The 13,891-nt window shown below is 76.2% G+C and carries 15 protein-coding genes; 4 read left to right on the forward strand and 11 right to left on the reverse strand.

The window, feature by feature from the left end:
• Positions 1-36: 36 nt before the first annotated feature.
• From ABZW03_RS25010 to ABZW03_RS25020, 3 genes are all read right to left on the reverse strand, one after another.
• Positions 37-432 (reverse strand): YrdB family protein, encoded by a 396-nt coding sequence (locus tag ABZW03_RS25010; RefSeq protein WP_355262364.1) that lies wholly within the window; start codon positions 430-432, stop codon positions 37-39.
• Positions 429-953 (reverse strand): SRPBCC family protein, encoded by a 525-nt coding sequence (locus ABZW03_RS25015; protein ID WP_355262367.1) that lies wholly within the window; start codon positions 951-953, stop codon positions 429-431. Before ABZW03_RS25015 ends, ABZW03_RS25010 begins: the two co-directional genes overlap by 4 nt.
• An 85-nt stretch (positions 954-1,038) precedes the next feature.
• On the reverse strand, positions 1,039-2,610 hold the full coding sequence (locus tag ABZW03_RS25020; RefSeq protein ID WP_355262369.1) for an MFS transporter: 1,572 nt from the start codon (positions 2,608-2,610) through the stop codon (positions 1,039-1,041).
• Positions 2,611-2,829: 219 nt separating this feature from the next.
• Here ABZW03_RS25020 and ABZW03_RS25025 point away from each other — a divergent pair, with 219 nt between their 5' ends.
• The 4 genes from ABZW03_RS25025 to ABZW03_RS25040 all read left to right on the forward strand — a co-directional run bounded on the left by ABZW03_RS25025 (position 2,830) and on the right by ABZW03_RS25040 (position 5,770).
• Positions 2,830-3,888 carry a ketoacyl-ACP synthase III family protein gene (locus tag ABZW03_RS25025; protein ID WP_355262371.1) on the forward strand — a complete coding sequence of 353 codons (1,059 nt, stop codon included), beginning with the start codon at positions 2,830-2,832 and terminating at the stop codon, positions 3,886-3,888.
• Positions 3,885-5,183, forward strand: a complete 1,299-nt coding sequence (locus ABZW03_RS25030; RefSeq protein ID WP_355262374.1) for a type III PLP-dependent enzyme — start codon at positions 3,885-3,887, stop codon at positions 5,181-5,183. The genes ABZW03_RS25025 and ABZW03_RS25030 overlap by 4 nt, the downstream gene beginning before the upstream one ends.
• Positions 5,184-5,190: 7 nt before the next feature.
• A complete protein-coding gene (locus ABZW03_RS25035) occupies positions 5,191-5,469 on the forward strand; it encodes an acyl carrier protein (RefSeq protein WP_355262377.1) in 279 nt (92 codons plus the stop codon).
• An 82-nt stretch (positions 5,470-5,551) separates the two neighbouring features.
• A complete protein-coding gene (locus ABZW03_RS25040; RefSeq protein WP_355262380.1) occupies positions 5,552-5,770 on the forward strand; it encodes a hypothetical protein in 219 nt (72 codons plus the stop codon).
• A gap of 193 nt (positions 5,771-5,963) precedes the next feature.
• On the opposite strand, the gene ABZW03_RS25045 is transcribed toward ABZW03_RS25040, so the two are convergent.
• The 8 genes from ABZW03_RS25045 to ABZW03_RS25080 all read right to left on the reverse strand — a co-directional run bounded on the left by ABZW03_RS25045 (position 5,964) and on the right by ABZW03_RS25080 (position 13,796).
• Entirely contained in the window at positions 5,964-6,644 is a 681-nt protein-coding gene (locus ABZW03_RS25045) for a type 1 glutamine amidotransferase domain-containing protein (RefSeq protein WP_355262403.1), read from the reverse strand.
• Between the two features lie 151 nt (positions 6,645-6,795).
• Entirely contained in the window at positions 6,796-7,632 is an 837-nt protein-coding gene (locus ABZW03_RS25050; protein WP_355262383.1) for an ABC transporter permease subunit, read from the reverse strand.
• Positions 7,629-8,642, reverse strand: coding sequence for an ABC transporter ATP-binding protein (locus tag ABZW03_RS25055; protein WP_355262386.1), 1,014 nt, complete (start codon positions 8,640-8,642; stop codon positions 7,629-7,631). Before ABZW03_RS25055 ends, ABZW03_RS25050 begins: the two co-directional genes overlap by 4 nt.
• Positions 8,643-8,772: 130 nt before the next feature.
• Positions 8,773-10,200: an RtcB family protein gene (locus tag ABZW03_RS25060; RefSeq protein WP_355262389.1), complete on the reverse strand. Its 1,428-nt coding sequence runs from the start codon at positions 10,198-10,200 to the stop codon at positions 8,773-8,775.
• A 49-nt stretch (positions 10,201-10,249) separates the two neighbouring features.
• The gene (locus ABZW03_RS25065; RefSeq protein ID WP_355262391.1) at positions 10,250-10,705 is read right to left on the reverse strand and encodes an archease; all 456 of its coding nucleotides are present in this window, start codon (positions 10,703-10,705) and stop codon (positions 10,250-10,252) included.
• A gap of 123 nt (positions 10,706-10,828) precedes the next feature.
• Positions 10,829-12,067 carry a styrene monooxygenase/indole monooxygenase family protein gene (locus ABZW03_RS25070; RefSeq protein WP_355262394.1) on the reverse strand — a complete coding sequence of 413 codons (1,239 nt, stop codon included), beginning with the start codon at positions 12,065-12,067 and terminating at the stop codon, positions 10,829-10,831.
• 172 nt (positions 12,068-12,239) lie between these two features.
• Positions 12,240-12,992, reverse strand: coding sequence for an alpha/beta fold hydrolase (locus ABZW03_RS25075; protein ID WP_355262397.1), 753 nt, complete (start codon positions 12,990-12,992; stop codon positions 12,240-12,242).
• Between the two features lie 168 nt (positions 12,993-13,160).
• Positions 13,161-13,796 carry an AAA family ATPase gene (locus tag ABZW03_RS25080; protein ID WP_355262400.1) on the reverse strand — a complete coding sequence of 212 codons (636 nt, stop codon included), beginning with the start codon at positions 13,794-13,796 and terminating at the stop codon, positions 13,161-13,163.
• Positions 13,797-13,891: the final 95 nt, after the last annotated feature.

Consider the following 13,891-nt stretch of genomic DNA (forward strand, 5'->3'; position numbering starts at 1 on the left):
GCACCCGGGAGGGGCGGGCCGTCGTGCCGGTGCGGGTCAGTGCTGGAGCAGCCACCAGATCCGGTCGTACGCGGCGACGTGGTAGACGACCAGCACGATCAGGAACCACTGGGCGACCTTGCGCATCCCGGCGTGCCACAGCCCTGCCGCCGCCCCGCCGAACACCGCGAACTCCAGCAGCAGGCGGATCGGCCCGGGGGTGTCGAAGGTGGTCTCGCCGCTGCGGGCCTCGTCGCCCGCGGTGGCGAAGTCGCCCCAGACGACGGCCACCACCACGGGTATCGCGACCACCGCCAGGTACTTCAGCGCGCCGGGCGCCTTGCGCCAGCCCCAGACGCCGAAGCCGTACAGGGCGAAGAGCTCCAGCAGGAAGCGCAGGCCCAGGAAGACCGGGTTGTAGGCCAGGGCCAGTTCCGTCGTCGTCGTGTTCACCGCTCGCCCTCCACCGTGCTCTTCAGTGCGCCCAGCCAGCCCCGCAGGACCGCCGACAACTTCTCGCTGCTGTAGTACAGGCCGACCAGCGCGCCGCCGATCGACTCCTCGGAGCGCACCACGGTGCCGCCCCCGGACGCCGGCCGCAGCTGGAACCGGTGCACGCCCCGCGAACCGGCCAGCCGGCCGGTCCAGGCGATCTCCCGCCCGGGCGTCACCACGGCCAGCGTGGAGCGGATGCGCATGCCGTTCAGCACCCAGCGGAAGGTCAGGTCCGCGGCCGGCTCCGCGCCGTCCAGGGCGGCCTCCTTGACGCCCGGCACCCAACCCGGCCAGCCCGCCACGTCGGTGAGCACCCGCCAGACCTCGTCCGGCGGCGCGTTCACCGTCACCTCGCTCGCCGCGACCACCGGGGCCCGTTCGTCGATCCGCCCGCCCTTCGCGTACTCCTCGTGCAGGGTCCGGATCGGTGGGCCGACGTACATGGCCCGGCTCAGCAGCGAGCCTCTGGAAACGGTCATGGGAAACACCTCCGCTGGAAATGGGCAGGCAGACGTGACGGAGGCAGGCGCGACCTTCCCCCGTCACTCGAATCGCGCTTGATCATTACCTTACGGGGCCGGATTGACGGACCGTCGAGGATCGCGCGGGGTCGGGCGGAGGAGCGCCCTGCGCCGACGTTCCGGCCGGCGGCGCCGACCGGCCCGGCAGCAGCACGGCGCCGAGCACCGCGCCCGCCGCCACCACCGCGGCGGCGGTGCCGAGCCCGGCCGCCGCGGCCTGGTCGAAGGCCCGCTGCGCCGTGGCCGCGAGCGCCTCCCCGGCCCGGCCGCCGGTGTGCTCCGCGAGCTGCAGGGCGTCGTGCAGCGAGCGGTCGGCCGGCTCCGGCAGCCCGGCCGTCCCGCTCGCGTAGCGGCGGGCGAGCACGGTGCCGACCAGCGCCACCCCCAGCGCGTTGCCCAGCTCCTGGAGGGTGTCGTTGAGGGCCGCGCCGGAGCCCGAACGGGACTCGGGCACCAGGGACATCACCGTGTCCGTCACCGGCGTCATGGCCAGCCCGAAGCCGATCCCGGTGACCACCAGGCCGGCCAGCACCGGCGGGTAGCCGCCGTCCACCAGGCCGACCACCAGGATGCCGGCGGCCGCCAGCGCCAGCCCCGCGCCGACCGCCCCGCGGGCGCCGTGACGGCGGGTCAGCCGGCCGGAGAGGAACGCCCCGACGCCCACCGAGAAGGCGCTCGGCAGCATCCCGAGGCCGGCCCGCAGCGGACTGAGGCCGAGGCCGAACTGCAGCCGCTGGGTCAGCACGAAGAACGTGCCGGCCACGCCGATCATCAGCAGCATGTTCCCGCCCCCGGCCCCGATGAAGGCCGGTTTGCGCAGCAGCGCCAGGTCCACCATCGGGTACGGGTGCCGGCGCTCCCAGGCGACGAAGGCGACCGCGGCGGCCCCGCCGGCGGCCAGCGCCCCCAGCACGACCGGCGAGCCCCAGCCGTGCCCGGCGGCCTGGATCGCCCCGTACACCACCCCGGCCATCGCGCCGGCGCCCAGCAGGGCGCCCACCGGGTCGGCCGGACGCGGGGCCGGATCGGCCGACTCCGGCAGCAGCACGGCGCCGGCCACCAGCACCAGCACCGCCGGCACCAGGTTCACCACGAACACCGACCCCCACCAGAAGCGGTCGACCAGCGCGCCGCCCAGGACCGGGCCGGCCGCCACGCCGAGCGCCGAGACCGAGCCCCAGACACCGATCGCCCGGGCGCGTTCCCGGGCCGGGAAGACGTCCACCAGGATCGCCAGGGTGCCCGGCATCACGAACGCCGCCCCGAACCCCATCACGGCCCGGGCGACCAGCAGGTGGGACGGGGCGTCGGCGAACAGCGCGACCAGGGAGCCGGCCCCGAACGTCGCGGTGCCGGCCAGGGTGGCCCGCTTGCGGCCGTAGCGGTCGCCGAGCGTCCCGGCGGTCAGCAGGGCCCCGGCGAACACCAGGGTGTACGCGTCGACGATCCACTGCGCCTGCGACATGCCCGCGCCGGTGCTGCGGATGAGCTGCGGGATCGCCACGTTGAGCAGGCTGTTGTTGAGCAGGATCGCGAACAGCGCGGCGGACAGCACCGCGAGCACCCACCACCGGCGGGGGTCCGGGGGCGCTTCGTCCCGGGGGGATGGCGGCATGGCTCGGCTCCCGTTCGTGGGCAGGGGCGGGCCCCGGGTCGCGGGGCCGTCGGGCCCCCAGGCTGGTCCGCCGGGCTGAAGCCGGGCTTGTGCGCGGCCCGGCCGCGGGCCGGCGACCGGTTTTAGCGGCACCCAAGTTGGCGCTCGGAGGATGCCGTGGACGGCGGGGTGAGGCACGACTCCATCGCCCGACGGTCCGTCACGAGGAATGGAGACCCCATGCGCTGGCAAAACATCTACGTGTCGGGGACCGGAGCCTGGCTGCCTCCGGCGGTCTCCGCGCGCTCCGCCGTCGACTCGGGCGAGTACGACCCCGAGCAGTTCGAGGCCGACGGCCTGCTGTCGGTCCGGGTGGCCCCCGACGACGTGGCGCCGCCCGAGATGGCGGTGGAGGCCGCCACCACCGCGCTCAAGCGCTCCGGCGCCTCCCCGGAGGACGTCGCGCTGCTGGTGCACAGCTACATCTACTTCCAGGGCATCGACGGCTGGCCGGCCGCCTCCTACGTGGCCAACCACGCCGTCGGCCCCCGGGTGACCGCGCTGGAGCTCAAGCAGGAGTGCAACGCCGGCCTGGTCGGCCTGGAGCTCGCCGCCCACCGGCTGGCGTCGGCGGAGCCCGGCACCAGCGCGGTGCTCACCACGGCCGACCGCTTCGGCGCGCCGCTGATGCGCCGCTGGCGGCAGGAGCAGGGCATCGTCTACGGCGACGGCGCCGCCGCGCTGGTGCTGAACAACCAGGGCGGGTTCGCCCGCCTGGTGTCCACCGCGACGGTCTCGGACAACTCGCTGGAGGCCGTGGTCCGCGGCAAGGGCTTCGAGCCGCTGCCCAACGGCGAGCAGCAGAGCCTCGCCGAGCGGGTCGGCCACTACGTGCAGCAGCACGGCACCCTGCGCGAGGCGACCGAGCGGCTCATCGCCGTGGTCGGCGAGGCCATCGACACCGCCCTCGCGGACGCCGGCACCGACCGGCAGGGCGTGGCCTGGACGGTCATCCCGGCCACCGGGCGCAGCAAGATGGAGTGGCAGGTGCAGAAGATGCTCGGGGTCTCCGAGGAGCGCACCACCTGGGAGTTCGCCCGCCGGGCCGGACACCTCGGCGCCGCCGACCAGTTCGCCGGGCTCAACGACCTCGCCGAGACGGGCTCGCTGCGCCCCGGCGACAAGGTCCTGCTGGTCGGCAGCGGCTCCGGCTTCACCTGCACCTGTGCCGTGCTGGAGATCCTGGCGGAGCCCGAGTGGCAGGCCGCGGGCGGCCCGGGTGCCGAGGTGGGCCCGTGACCGCGGGCGCGCCCACCGATCCCGAACTCGTCGCGGCGTACGGCAGTCCGCTGTACGTCTACGACGCGGCCCGGGTCCGGGCCGCCGCCCGGGACCTGCGCGAGGCCGTGCCGCAGCCCTCCCGGATCTACTACTCGCTGAAGGCCAACCCGCACCCCGCCCTGGTCGCCGAGCTGCGCCGGGCCGGCGTGCACGCCGAGGTCACCTCGCGCGGCGAGCTGGCCGCGGCGCTGGAGGCCGGGCACCCGGCCGGGGAGCTGCTGTACTCCGGGCCGGGCAAGGTGCCGTCCGAGCTGGACGAGGCGGTCCGCGCCGGGGTGCGCGCCTTCTCCGTCGAGTCCTTCGGGGACCTGGAGCGGGTCGGCGCGGCGGCCTCCGCCCACGGCGCGGTGGCCGACTGCGTGCTGCGGATCAACGCCGCCGGCGCGCCGGGCACCGCGGGGCTGCGGATGACCGGCGGCCCCTCCCAGTTCGGCTTCGACCTGGACTGGCTGGCGAAGGAGGCCGAGCGGCTGCTGGTCGCCGGCACCCGGGTGGTCGGGCTGCACTTCTTCCCGCTGACCAACGCCGCGGACGAGGACGGCCTGATCGCCGAACTGGCCCAGAGCGTGCGCACCGCCGCCCACCTGCGCGACCAGCTCGGCATCCAGTTGGAGCTGTTGGACCTCGGCGGCGGCTTCGCCTGCCCGTACGCGACGGCCGGCGAGCGCCCGGTGTACCGGCGGCTGGGCGAGGCCCTGGCCGAGGTGCTGGACGAGAACCTGCCCGGCTGGCGCGAGGGGCGGCCGGTGGTCGCCTTCGAGTCCGGCCGCTACCTGGTCGGCGACAGCGGGCGGCTGCTGGCCACCGTGACCGACGTCAAGCCGAGCCGGGGCAGCACCTACGCGGTGCTCGACGCCGGGATCAACCACCTCGGGGGGCTGTCCGGCCTCGGCCGGCTGCTGCCCCTGCGGGCCCAGCCGACCGGCCCGGCCCGGACCCCGGCGGCCGGGGAGCCGGCCGAGCCGGTGACCCTGGCCGGCCCGCTCTGCACCCCGGCGGACATCCTGGCCCGCGCCGTGGAGCTGCCCGGGGTCCGCTCCGGCGACCTGCTCGCCGTCCCCAACGTGGGCGCGTACGGACTCACCGCGAGCCTGCTCGGCTTCCTCGGCCACCGGGCCCCGGCCGAGGTGCTGGTCGACGGCGACCGCGTCGTCTCCGCGACCCGGCTGGCCCTGCACCGCCGGGCCCTGGAGCCCGGCGACGGCACCCCCGCCCACGCCCCCGCAACCGAACCATCCACCGCACGGAGGTAGCACCGCCATGACCGACGAGACCCTTCAGGCCCAGCCGTGGGACACGGCCTTCGAGGAGCTGCTGCTCCAGACCCTGCCCCGGCTCGCCGCCCGCGGCCCGCTGACCGGCGAGGCCAGCCTGCGCGCCGCGGGCCTGGACTCGCTCGCCATGGTCGAGCTCCTGGTCCAGGTGGAGCAGGTGTACGGGATCAGCATCCCGGACGGCGAGCTGGTGGCCGACACCTTCGCGACCCCGGCGCAGCTGTGGGACGTGATCGCCGGGCTGCGCGGCGGACGCGCGGCCTGACGCCGGACCCGACCGCCCTCCCGTCCCCGACCCGCCCCAGCACAGGAGTTCCGATGCGCCCCATCCAGTCCCGGAGCCTCAGTTGATCTCCGCGGCGATCGTCGCGGTCGTGGTCCGCGTGGCGTTCTGGTTCCGCTCCCGGCTGCGCCGGCGGCAGGCCGAGGCGGAGCAGCCCGGTACGGGCGGGGCCGGGGCGGTCGCCACGGCTGCCACGGCTCCCACGGCCGCTACGGCCGCCACTGTCGCCGCGGAGCCCGGAACGGCGTCCGAGGAGCCCGACCGGGCGGCGTCCGGCCGCTGATCCCCGGCTCCACCGCCAGGCGGGGGGCCGCGGGGCGCCCGGGACGTCAAAGCCCCCCCGCCCCCCCCCAGTGGGGCCCCGCCCCCCCGCCCCCCCGGGCGGCCGGCGGTCCGCGCCGCCGACAGGGACAAACCACCCGGACGGGTGAGCGATCGACGGGAACCCCGCCGTCGCTCACCCGTCCGGATGAGTCCTACGCCTGCGAGGCGTCCAGCAGCTTCAGCAGCTCGGTGGCCAGCAGCCCCGAGGAGGCCGGGTTCTGGCCGGTCACCAGGTTGCGGTCGACCACCACGTGCGGCGCCCAGGGCTCGCCCTCCTCGAAGTCCACGCCGAGCTCGACCAGCCGGTCCTGGAGCAGCCACGGGGCCCGGTCGGCCAGGCCGCCCTGGACCTCCTCGGCGTTGGTGAAGGCGGTGATCCGGTACCCGGCGAAGGGCGAGCCGCCGCCCTCGGCCCGCGCGGCGAGCAGCGCGGCCGGGCCGTGGCAGACCACCCCGAGCGGGCGCCCGGAGGCCAGCGCCCGGGTGAGCAGCCGGCCGGAGTCGGGGTCGACCGCCAGGTCCTCCATCGGGCCGTGGCCGCCGGGGTAGAACACCGCGTCGTAGTCGGCCGGGTCGACCTCGGCCAGCACCAGCGGCTTCCGGAACTCGGCGATCTTCTCCAGTTCCTCGGCCGTCGCCGGGTCGGTCAGGCTGGCCCCGTCCGCGACCGGGACGACGCCGGCCGGGGTCGCGGCGGCGACCCGGTGGCCGGCCTCGGTGAAGGCGCGGTACGGGACGACCGCCTCCTCGGCCCAGAAGCCGGTCGGGTGCGCGGTGCCGTCGTTCAGGGTCCAGGCCCTCGCACCGGTCAGGACGAACAGGATGTCGGCCATGGGGTGTGCCTCCAGGGGTGCCGTGATCTCCGCCGCGACCGGCTCGGCCGCGGCGCTCACGCCGCCGACGCTAGACGCGCCGGCCCGTCCGAACCGACGGGCCACGCGACACCGGGCACCGGAAGGCCGATGCCTCACCCGAACCCCGTCCTCAGACCGCCAGGTCCCGCCGTTCCAGCAGCCGGAAGGCCGCCGCCAGCCCGAGCAGGCCCACCCCGAGCAGCACCCCGAAGGCCGCCCACGGCACCCCGCCGTGGCCGAGCACGTCGCCCGGCGCGTAGTAGTGGAACGGGCTCAGGTAGCGCAGCGGCCGGGCCGGGGACCAGGCCAGCGCGACGAAGTTGAGCGCGAAGCCGACGGCGCCGAAGGCGACGGCCGCGCCGATCACATGGGCCCGCCGCCGGCTGGCCGCGGAGACCGCCAGCACCGGCCCGCTCAGGCAGAACGCGAGGGCGCAGCCGAGCAGTCCGGCGGTGAACACCGCGCCGACCGGGACGGCCGCGCGCAGCTGCGCGGAGAACGCCACCCCGAGCGCGAGGGTCAGCGTGGCGGCGGTGTTGAGCAGCACGGTGGCGGCGACCAGGGCGCCGGTCCGCTCGGCGAGCAGTCGGCGGCGGGAGACCGGGCGGGTCATCAGCAGCTCGATGGTGCCGGACTCGACGTCGGCCGCGACGGCCGCGGCGCCGAGCGAGCCGATCACGGTGAGCTGGAGGGCGATCCAGAACGGGTGGGTGAGCCCGGCCCCGAGCAGGCCGGGGTAGCTGGCGATGGAGACGTCGCCGTTGGAGCCGCTGAAGGCCCGGAACGCGCCGGGCGGGTTGCGGCGGGCGGCGCCGAACAGGTCGCCGGTCGGGACGGTCCCGGCGATCACCACGATCAGGGTCTCGAAGACGACCATGCCGAACAGCAGGGAGAGCAGCATCCGGCGGCGCCGGTGCAGGGCGAGCCAGACCAGCGGGAGGCGGCGGTTGACGGTGCCCGGGTTCACGGCCGCTCCTCCGGTTCCGGCCGGCGGCCGCCACCGGCCGCCTCTCCGGCGTGGACGGGCTCCTCGGCCCCGACCGACCGGTAGAGGTCGAGGAATGCCTCGTCCAGCCCCGCCTCCTCCACCGTCAGGTCGGCCACCGGCTGCTCGGCGAGCAGGGTGCGCACCGCCGCGACCACCTCGTCCGGCGGCACCAGCAGCTCGACCCGTGGGCCGTCCCAGCGCGGGGACCACCGCTCGGCGGCGCCGAGCGGCCTGGCGCCGCGCCCGTCGTCGAGGACCAGCCGGACCCGGCGGGCCCGGGCCTGGCGCAGTTCGGCCACCGACCGGACGGTGACCAGCCGCCCGTGGCGGACGATGGCGACCCGGCCGCAGGTCCGCTGCACCTCGGGCAGCACGTGGCTGGAGAGCAGGACGGTCCGCCCGGCCGCGGTCTCCTCGGCGAGCAGTTCGTAGAAGGTCTCCTGGACCAGCGGGTCGAGCCCCTCGGTCGGTTCGTCCAGCACCACCACCGGCGGCCGGTGCTGGAGCGACTGGACGAGCCCGAGCTTCTGCTTCATGCCGCGCGAGTACTCCCCCACCGGGCGGGCCAGGTCGGCCCGGGAGAGCTTCAACCGCTCGCACAACTCGCGTTGGCCCGGCACCGGGGCGCCCTGGAGGGCGGCGAGCAGGTCGAGGGTCCGCTGCCCGGTGAGTTCGGGGTAGAGCCGCAGTTCGCCCGGCAGGTAGCCGATCGCGGGGGCCAGCCGGCGGTGGTCGGCCACCGGGTCCAGGCCGAGCACCCGCACCTGCCCGCCGGTGGGGCCGAGCAGGCCGACCAGGCAGCGCAGGGTGGTGGTCTTGCCGGCGCCGTTGGGGCCGAGCAGGCCGAACACCTCGCCGGCCTCGACCGACACGTCCAGGCCCTCGATGCCGACCGTGTCGCCGTAGCGCTTGGTGAGCGAGCGCAGTTCGATCACCGGGCCGCCGCCGGTGCCCCGGTGGTCCGCGGTTCCGTCCGGGTTCCCCGGCATGACGACCTCCTGTGACGGCTGCGCTCCGGTGACGGGTGCGTACGGCTGCGCTCCGGCGGCAGCCGCGTCCGACATCCAAGCGCGCCCGGCCGGGCGAGTCGAGGGACGCGCCCGGACCGGTTCGGCGGGCTCACCCCTTGCACACGCCCAGCGGCACCAGCCGGGCCACCTGCCGGGCGAGCCCGGCGGCCTCGGTGACGGCGGCCACCGCGTCGACGTCCTTGTAGGCCTGCGGGGTCTCCTCGGCCAGCGCCCGCCAGGAGGCCGGCCGCACCGCGATCCCCCGGGCCTCCAGCTCGCCCTTCAGCCGCTCGCCGCGCACGGTGCGCAGCGCCTGGTGGCGGCTGAGCACCCGCCCGGCGCCGTGGCAGGCGGAGCGGAAGGCCTCGTTGCCGGGCAGGCCGACCATGACGTACGAGGCGGTGCCCATGGTGCCCGGGACGAGCACCGGCTGCCCGGCCTCCGCCAGGTCGGCGGGCAGGTCGGGGTCACCGGGCGGCAGTGCCCGGGTGGCGCCCTTGCGGTGCACGCACAGCGTCCGCGGCTCGCCGTCCACCTCGTGGGTCTCCAGCTTGGCGAGGTTGTGCGAGACGTCGTAGACCAGCTCCAGCCCGACGCCGAGCGCGGTGGCGAAGGCCCGGCGGGCCGCTTCGGAGAGCAGCTGCCGGTTGGCCCGGCCGTAGTTGGCGGCGGCGGTCATGGCGCCCAGGTAGGCGCGGCCGCGCGGGGAGTCGACCGGGGTGCAGGCGAGCTGGCGGTCCGGGAGCTCGATCCCGTGGCGGTGCAGCTCGCGGTCCATGGTGCGCACGTGGTCGGTGCAGATCTGGTGGCCGAGGCCGCGCGAGCCGCAGTGGATCATGACGCAGACCTGGCCGGGCCGCAGCCCGAAGGCGGCGGCCGTCCGGGCGTCGTGCACCCGGTCGACGGCCTGCACCTCCAGGAAGTGGTTGGCCGAGCCGAGGCTGCCGACCTGCTGCAGCCCGCGCTCGACGGCCCGGGTGCTCACCTCGCCGGGGGCCGCGCCGGCCAGCACGCCGCGGTCCTCGCACCGCTCCAGGTCGCGCGGCACGCCGTGGCCGTGGTCGACGGCGTAGCGGGCGCCGCCGAGCAGGAGCTCGTCCAGTTCCTCCGGTCCGGACAGCTGCCAGAGGCCGCCGCGGCCCAGGCCGCGCGGGACGGTGCGGTCCAGCAGGTCCATCAGCCGGCCGATCCGCTCCGGGTCGAGTTCGTCCCGGCTGACGCCGGCCGCCAGCAGCCGGACCCCGCAGGAGATGTCGAAGCCCACCCCGCCGGGCGAGACCACCCCGCCCCGCTCGACGTCGGTGGCGGCGACCCCGCCGATCGGGAAGCCGTAGCCCCAGTGCACGTCGGGCATCGCGTAGGAGGCGCGGACGATCCCGGGCAGCGTCGCCACGTTCGCCACCTGCTCCAGCGCCTTGTCGCCGGCGGCCTGCGGCAGCAGCGCGTCGTTGGCGAACACCACGCCGGGCACCCGCATCGGCGGGCGCGGCTCGATCCGCCAGCGGTACCGGCCCGCCCCGACCAGTGCGATCTCCACCTCGCTCACCCCGCTCCCGCAGGTCCGGTCCGCTGTGCTCGGGCCGGGCTCAGACGTCCACGGTGACCCGGCAGGTCCAGCCGTCCGGCCCGGCGCTCAGGTCCAGGTCGTGCAGGGAGACGGCCTTCGGCACCGCGCCGACCAGGGCGGCGGTCGCGGCGTCGGCCATCCGGAAGCGGACGGTCACCCGGCGGGCGCCGTCCAGGCCCTCGATCGGGCCGACCGCCACCGCCACCGGCAGTTCGCCGTCGACGTCCATCCGGTAGACGACCTCCTCCAGGACGCCCGCGAGCAGGTCCGGGTCGCTCGCGGCGAGGACGGTGCAGCCGCGCTCGCCGACGATCCGCGCGTCGGCGAGGTCGGCGAAGCTGCCGACGAGGGCGTGCACCAGCTCGCCGATGCAGCCCTCGGCCGTCGGCGCCCAGGCCTCGATCCGCAGGTCGGCCGTGTGCGGCACGCTCCGGTGGCCGCTGGCGGACCGGCCCGCGGGCTCGTGTCCGTCCACGAGCGACGCCTCCCGCACCCGTTGCCGTCCTCCCCTCCAGGGTCGTCCCGCGGACCGCCCGGGGGCAAGTGCGGCCGGCCGGGGCCGGTCGTCGCACCCGCGTCCGGGGGGCGACGGCAGGCCTCAGCTCCCGACCGAGGCCAGGTAGGCGGCGGTCAGCTCCGGGCTGGCCAGCCAGGCGGCGTGGTCGCTCGGCTCGGCGTAGGTGTTGGCGAGCCGGCGCCCGACCTCGGGGTGTTCGGCGGCCGCCGCGAACACGGCTTGGACGTGGTCCGGAACGGTCAGCATCGAGGTCGTGAACTCCACGCTGTGGCGGGCCTGTTGCTGCCAGAACCGCTCGGCGGTGCGGCACATCCAGTCGGCCGTGTACGGGGCGTCGCCGTGCTCGACGACGGCCCGGCGGTAGGCCTCGGCCGCCCGGGCCGCGTTGTTGGCGCCCTGGCCGGTGATCGGGTCGGTCACCACCACCGCGTCGCCGAGGCCCAGCACGTGGACGGCGTCCACGCCCGAGCCGAGTTCCGCCACCGGGTGCCGGACCACCGGGGTGACCGCGCCGAACAGCCCGGCCCCGGCGTCGGTCGGCTCGGCCTCCGTCCAGAGCTCCGCCTCCCAGGGCAGGTACTCGGCCAACAGCGCACGGATCCGGGCCAGTTGGACGTCCGGCGGCGGGGCGTCGGCGAACGCGTCCAGCGGGCTGCCGGGCAGCGCCTCCCAGAGCAGGATGTCGCAGGGCCCGGAGATGGTGAGCGCCGGCTGCAGGTACAGCTCGCCGAGCCCGGGCAGGGCGTTCATCCGGGCGCGCGGCCCGGCGGCCGGATCGGGCGCGCCGACGCCGTGCGCGTACAGGCAGGACAGCGCCCGCTGCGGCCGGTCGAAGGGCGAGCGGGCGTCGTCCCGCTCGAAGATCCCGGACAGGGCGCCGCGCCCGGCCGCGACCACCGTCAGCTCGTGCCGGCGGGCCAGCTCGTGCAGTCCGTCGCGGTCCAGCGTGCGGTACTCGACCTCGCCGCCGCGCTCGGCCAGCAGCTCCAGCCAGCCGGCCAGCTTCAGCCGCTGGTCCACCGACTGGGCGGGCTCGTCCAGCGTCATGGTGTACTCCAGCGCCCGTACGCCCGGGGGCGCCGCCAGCACCGCCTCGACCGAGGAGACGGCCGGCGCCCGCTCCGCCCAGAGGTCCAGCCCGGCCGCCGCCTCGATCCGCAGCGCGGGGCCGAACATCGCCTGGGTGGACAGCACCCGGCCGCCGCGCAGCTGCTCCGGGGTGCGCTCGGCGACCAGCGTCACCCGGTACCCGTCCGCCGCCAGCCCGAGCGCGAGTTGGAGGCCGGCCTGGCCCGCTCCGACAACGGCGATCCGGCGCACGGCTGCCTCCCGATGATCTGTTGACGATCCGTCAAGCAGGCACAGTAGCCCAGCGGGCGCGCTCCGGGCACCGACCCGGGCACATTGTTTCGAAGCCGGGTTCGACGGCCGGTGCGGTGTCCGGGGCGCGCGGCCTGCCGGGCTGCGGCGCCGGATCGTACGGCCGGGCGGCTCAGCCGCGCAGGTGTGCGGTGAGCACCTCCACCACGTCCGTGGTCCGCTCGGCCAGGTAGAAGTGCCCGCCCGGGAAGACCCGCAGGTCGAAGCCCCCGGTGGTGTGCCGCTCCCACTGGCCGACCTGGTCGACGGTGGCGTTCTCGTCGGACTCCCCGGCCAGCGCCGTGATCGGCAGCGACACGGTCGCGTCCGGAGCGCTGCGGTAGGTCTCGACGGCCCGGTAGTCGGCCCGCAGGCTCGGCAGGATCAGCTCGCGCAGGCCGGGGATGGCGAGGACCCGGTCGTCCGTGCCGCCGAGCGCGGAGATCTCGGCGAGCAGTTCGTCGTCCGGCAGCTGGTGGATGGTGGTCGTCCGGGGCAGCGACGGCGCGCGGCCGGCCGAGACGATCAGCCGGTCGGGCCCCGGCACGCCGTCGCGCTCCAAGCACCGGACGGTCTCGAAGGCGACGGCGGAGCCCATGCTGTGCCCGAAGAAGACGAGCGGCCGGTCCATCCACTCCCGCAGCTCCCGGGCGAGCTGCTCGGCCAGCCCGGTCACCGAGCCGATCGTCGGCTCGGCGATGCGGTTCTGCCGGCCCGGGTACTGGACGGCGAGCACATCGGCGTGCGGCGCCAGCGCGTTGGCGTACCCCAGGTAGTAGCTGGCCGAGCCGCCGGCGTGCGGGAAGATCACGATCCGGGCTGGCGCGGAGTCGGACGGGTTGAACCTGCGGAACCACGGGTTCTCGACGGCGGCGCTGGTGGACATGCGGGGTGCGACCTCTCTCCGTGACGGACTCTGCCGCCCCCAGTCTGGCAGTGCCGGGGCCGGTCGCGGGGGCGTTGTGACGATCATGGGCCCCGGAGGGCCGGTTCCCACCCGTGGCCCCCCGGCCACCGCGGTGGCAGAGCCGAGCGTCGGGCTCGCGGCTGACGGTCAGTCCGCGGCGCTCCCGAAGCGCACGGCCTCGGCGCGGGAGCGGGAGACGGCGTCCAGCAGCAGCACGGACGCGGCCTCCGGCGTCGGCATCGGGGCGCCGGAGCGCACGTGCCGGGTGAAGTCGGCCAACAGGCGCTCCAGGCCCCGGCGGTGGCGGGCGAAGACCCGGGCGGAGGCGTGCCGGCCGCGCGCCCGCTGGCCGTCCAGCGCGGTGGCGGCGCCGACGTCCAGCAGCACCAGGTGCAGTTCGCGGCCCCGGCGACCCGCCTCCCGGGCGAGCCAGCGCCGCATCCAGGCCCGGCTGCCGCAGTCGTGCACCAGCAGCGGGCCCCCGCCGCGCACCGAGGAGCGCAGCAGCCGGAAGTGCACCAGCCGGGCCCACAGCCGGTACACCGTGTACGGCAGGGCGGCGGGCATCACCGCCTCGCAGGCCTCGTGCACGGTGCGCGGGTCCACGGCCCGGACGGCCGCCCCGGACCAGCGCCGCAGCAGCGTGCTCTTCCCGGCCCCGGGCAGCCCGGACACCACCACGACGGCGTCGGCCGGGTAGGCGGTGAGGAACCCCGCCCCGGCCTCGCCCCGCAGATCGACCACGCCGCACGGCGCCACGACCGCATCCACCCTGCCGCCCACCAGCCCGATCCCCTGTCCACGTCCGACCGGGAACCCTAACAACAATCCGGCCGCCTCCTCGCCCCGCCCGGGCCTCGGCGCCGGGGGCGGGCGCC

Origin of the sequence: Kitasatospora sp. NPDC004799 (assembly GCF_040609095.1) — a bacterium.
In the GTDB taxonomy this organism is placed as follows: domain Bacteria; phylum Actinomycetota; class Actinomycetes; order Streptomycetales; family Streptomycetaceae; genus Kitasatospora.

Bases quoted from the DNA above. Each gene is read 5' to 3' on its own strand.
- ABZW03_RS25015 (WP_355262367.1), bottom strand. From the start codon at position 953: ATGACCGTTTCCAGAGGCTCGCTGCTGAGCCGGGCCATGTACGTCGGC.
- ABZW03_RS25020 (WP_355262369.1), bottom strand. From the start codon at position 2,610: ATGCCGCCATCCCCCCGGGACGAAGCGCCCCCGGACCCCCGCCGGTGG.
- ABZW03_RS25025 (WP_355262371.1), top strand. From the start codon at position 2,830: ATGCGCTGGCAAAACATCTACGTGTCGGGGACCGGAGCCTGGCTGCCT.
- ABZW03_RS25035 (WP_355262377.1), top strand. From the start codon at position 5,191: ATGACCGACGAGACCCTTCAGGCCCAGCCGTGGGACACGGCCTTCGAG.
- ABZW03_RS25045 (WP_355262403.1), bottom strand. From the start codon at position 6,644: ATGGCCGACATCCTGTTCGTCCTGACCGGTGCGAGGGCCTGGACCCTG.
- ABZW03_RS25055 (WP_355262386.1), bottom strand. From the start codon at position 8,642: ATGCCGGGGAACCCGGACGGAACCGCGGACCACCGGGGCACCGGCGGC.
- ABZW03_RS25075 (WP_355262397.1), bottom strand. From the start codon at position 12,992: ATGTCCACCAGCGCCGCCGTCGAGAACCCGTGGTTCCGCAGGTTCAAC.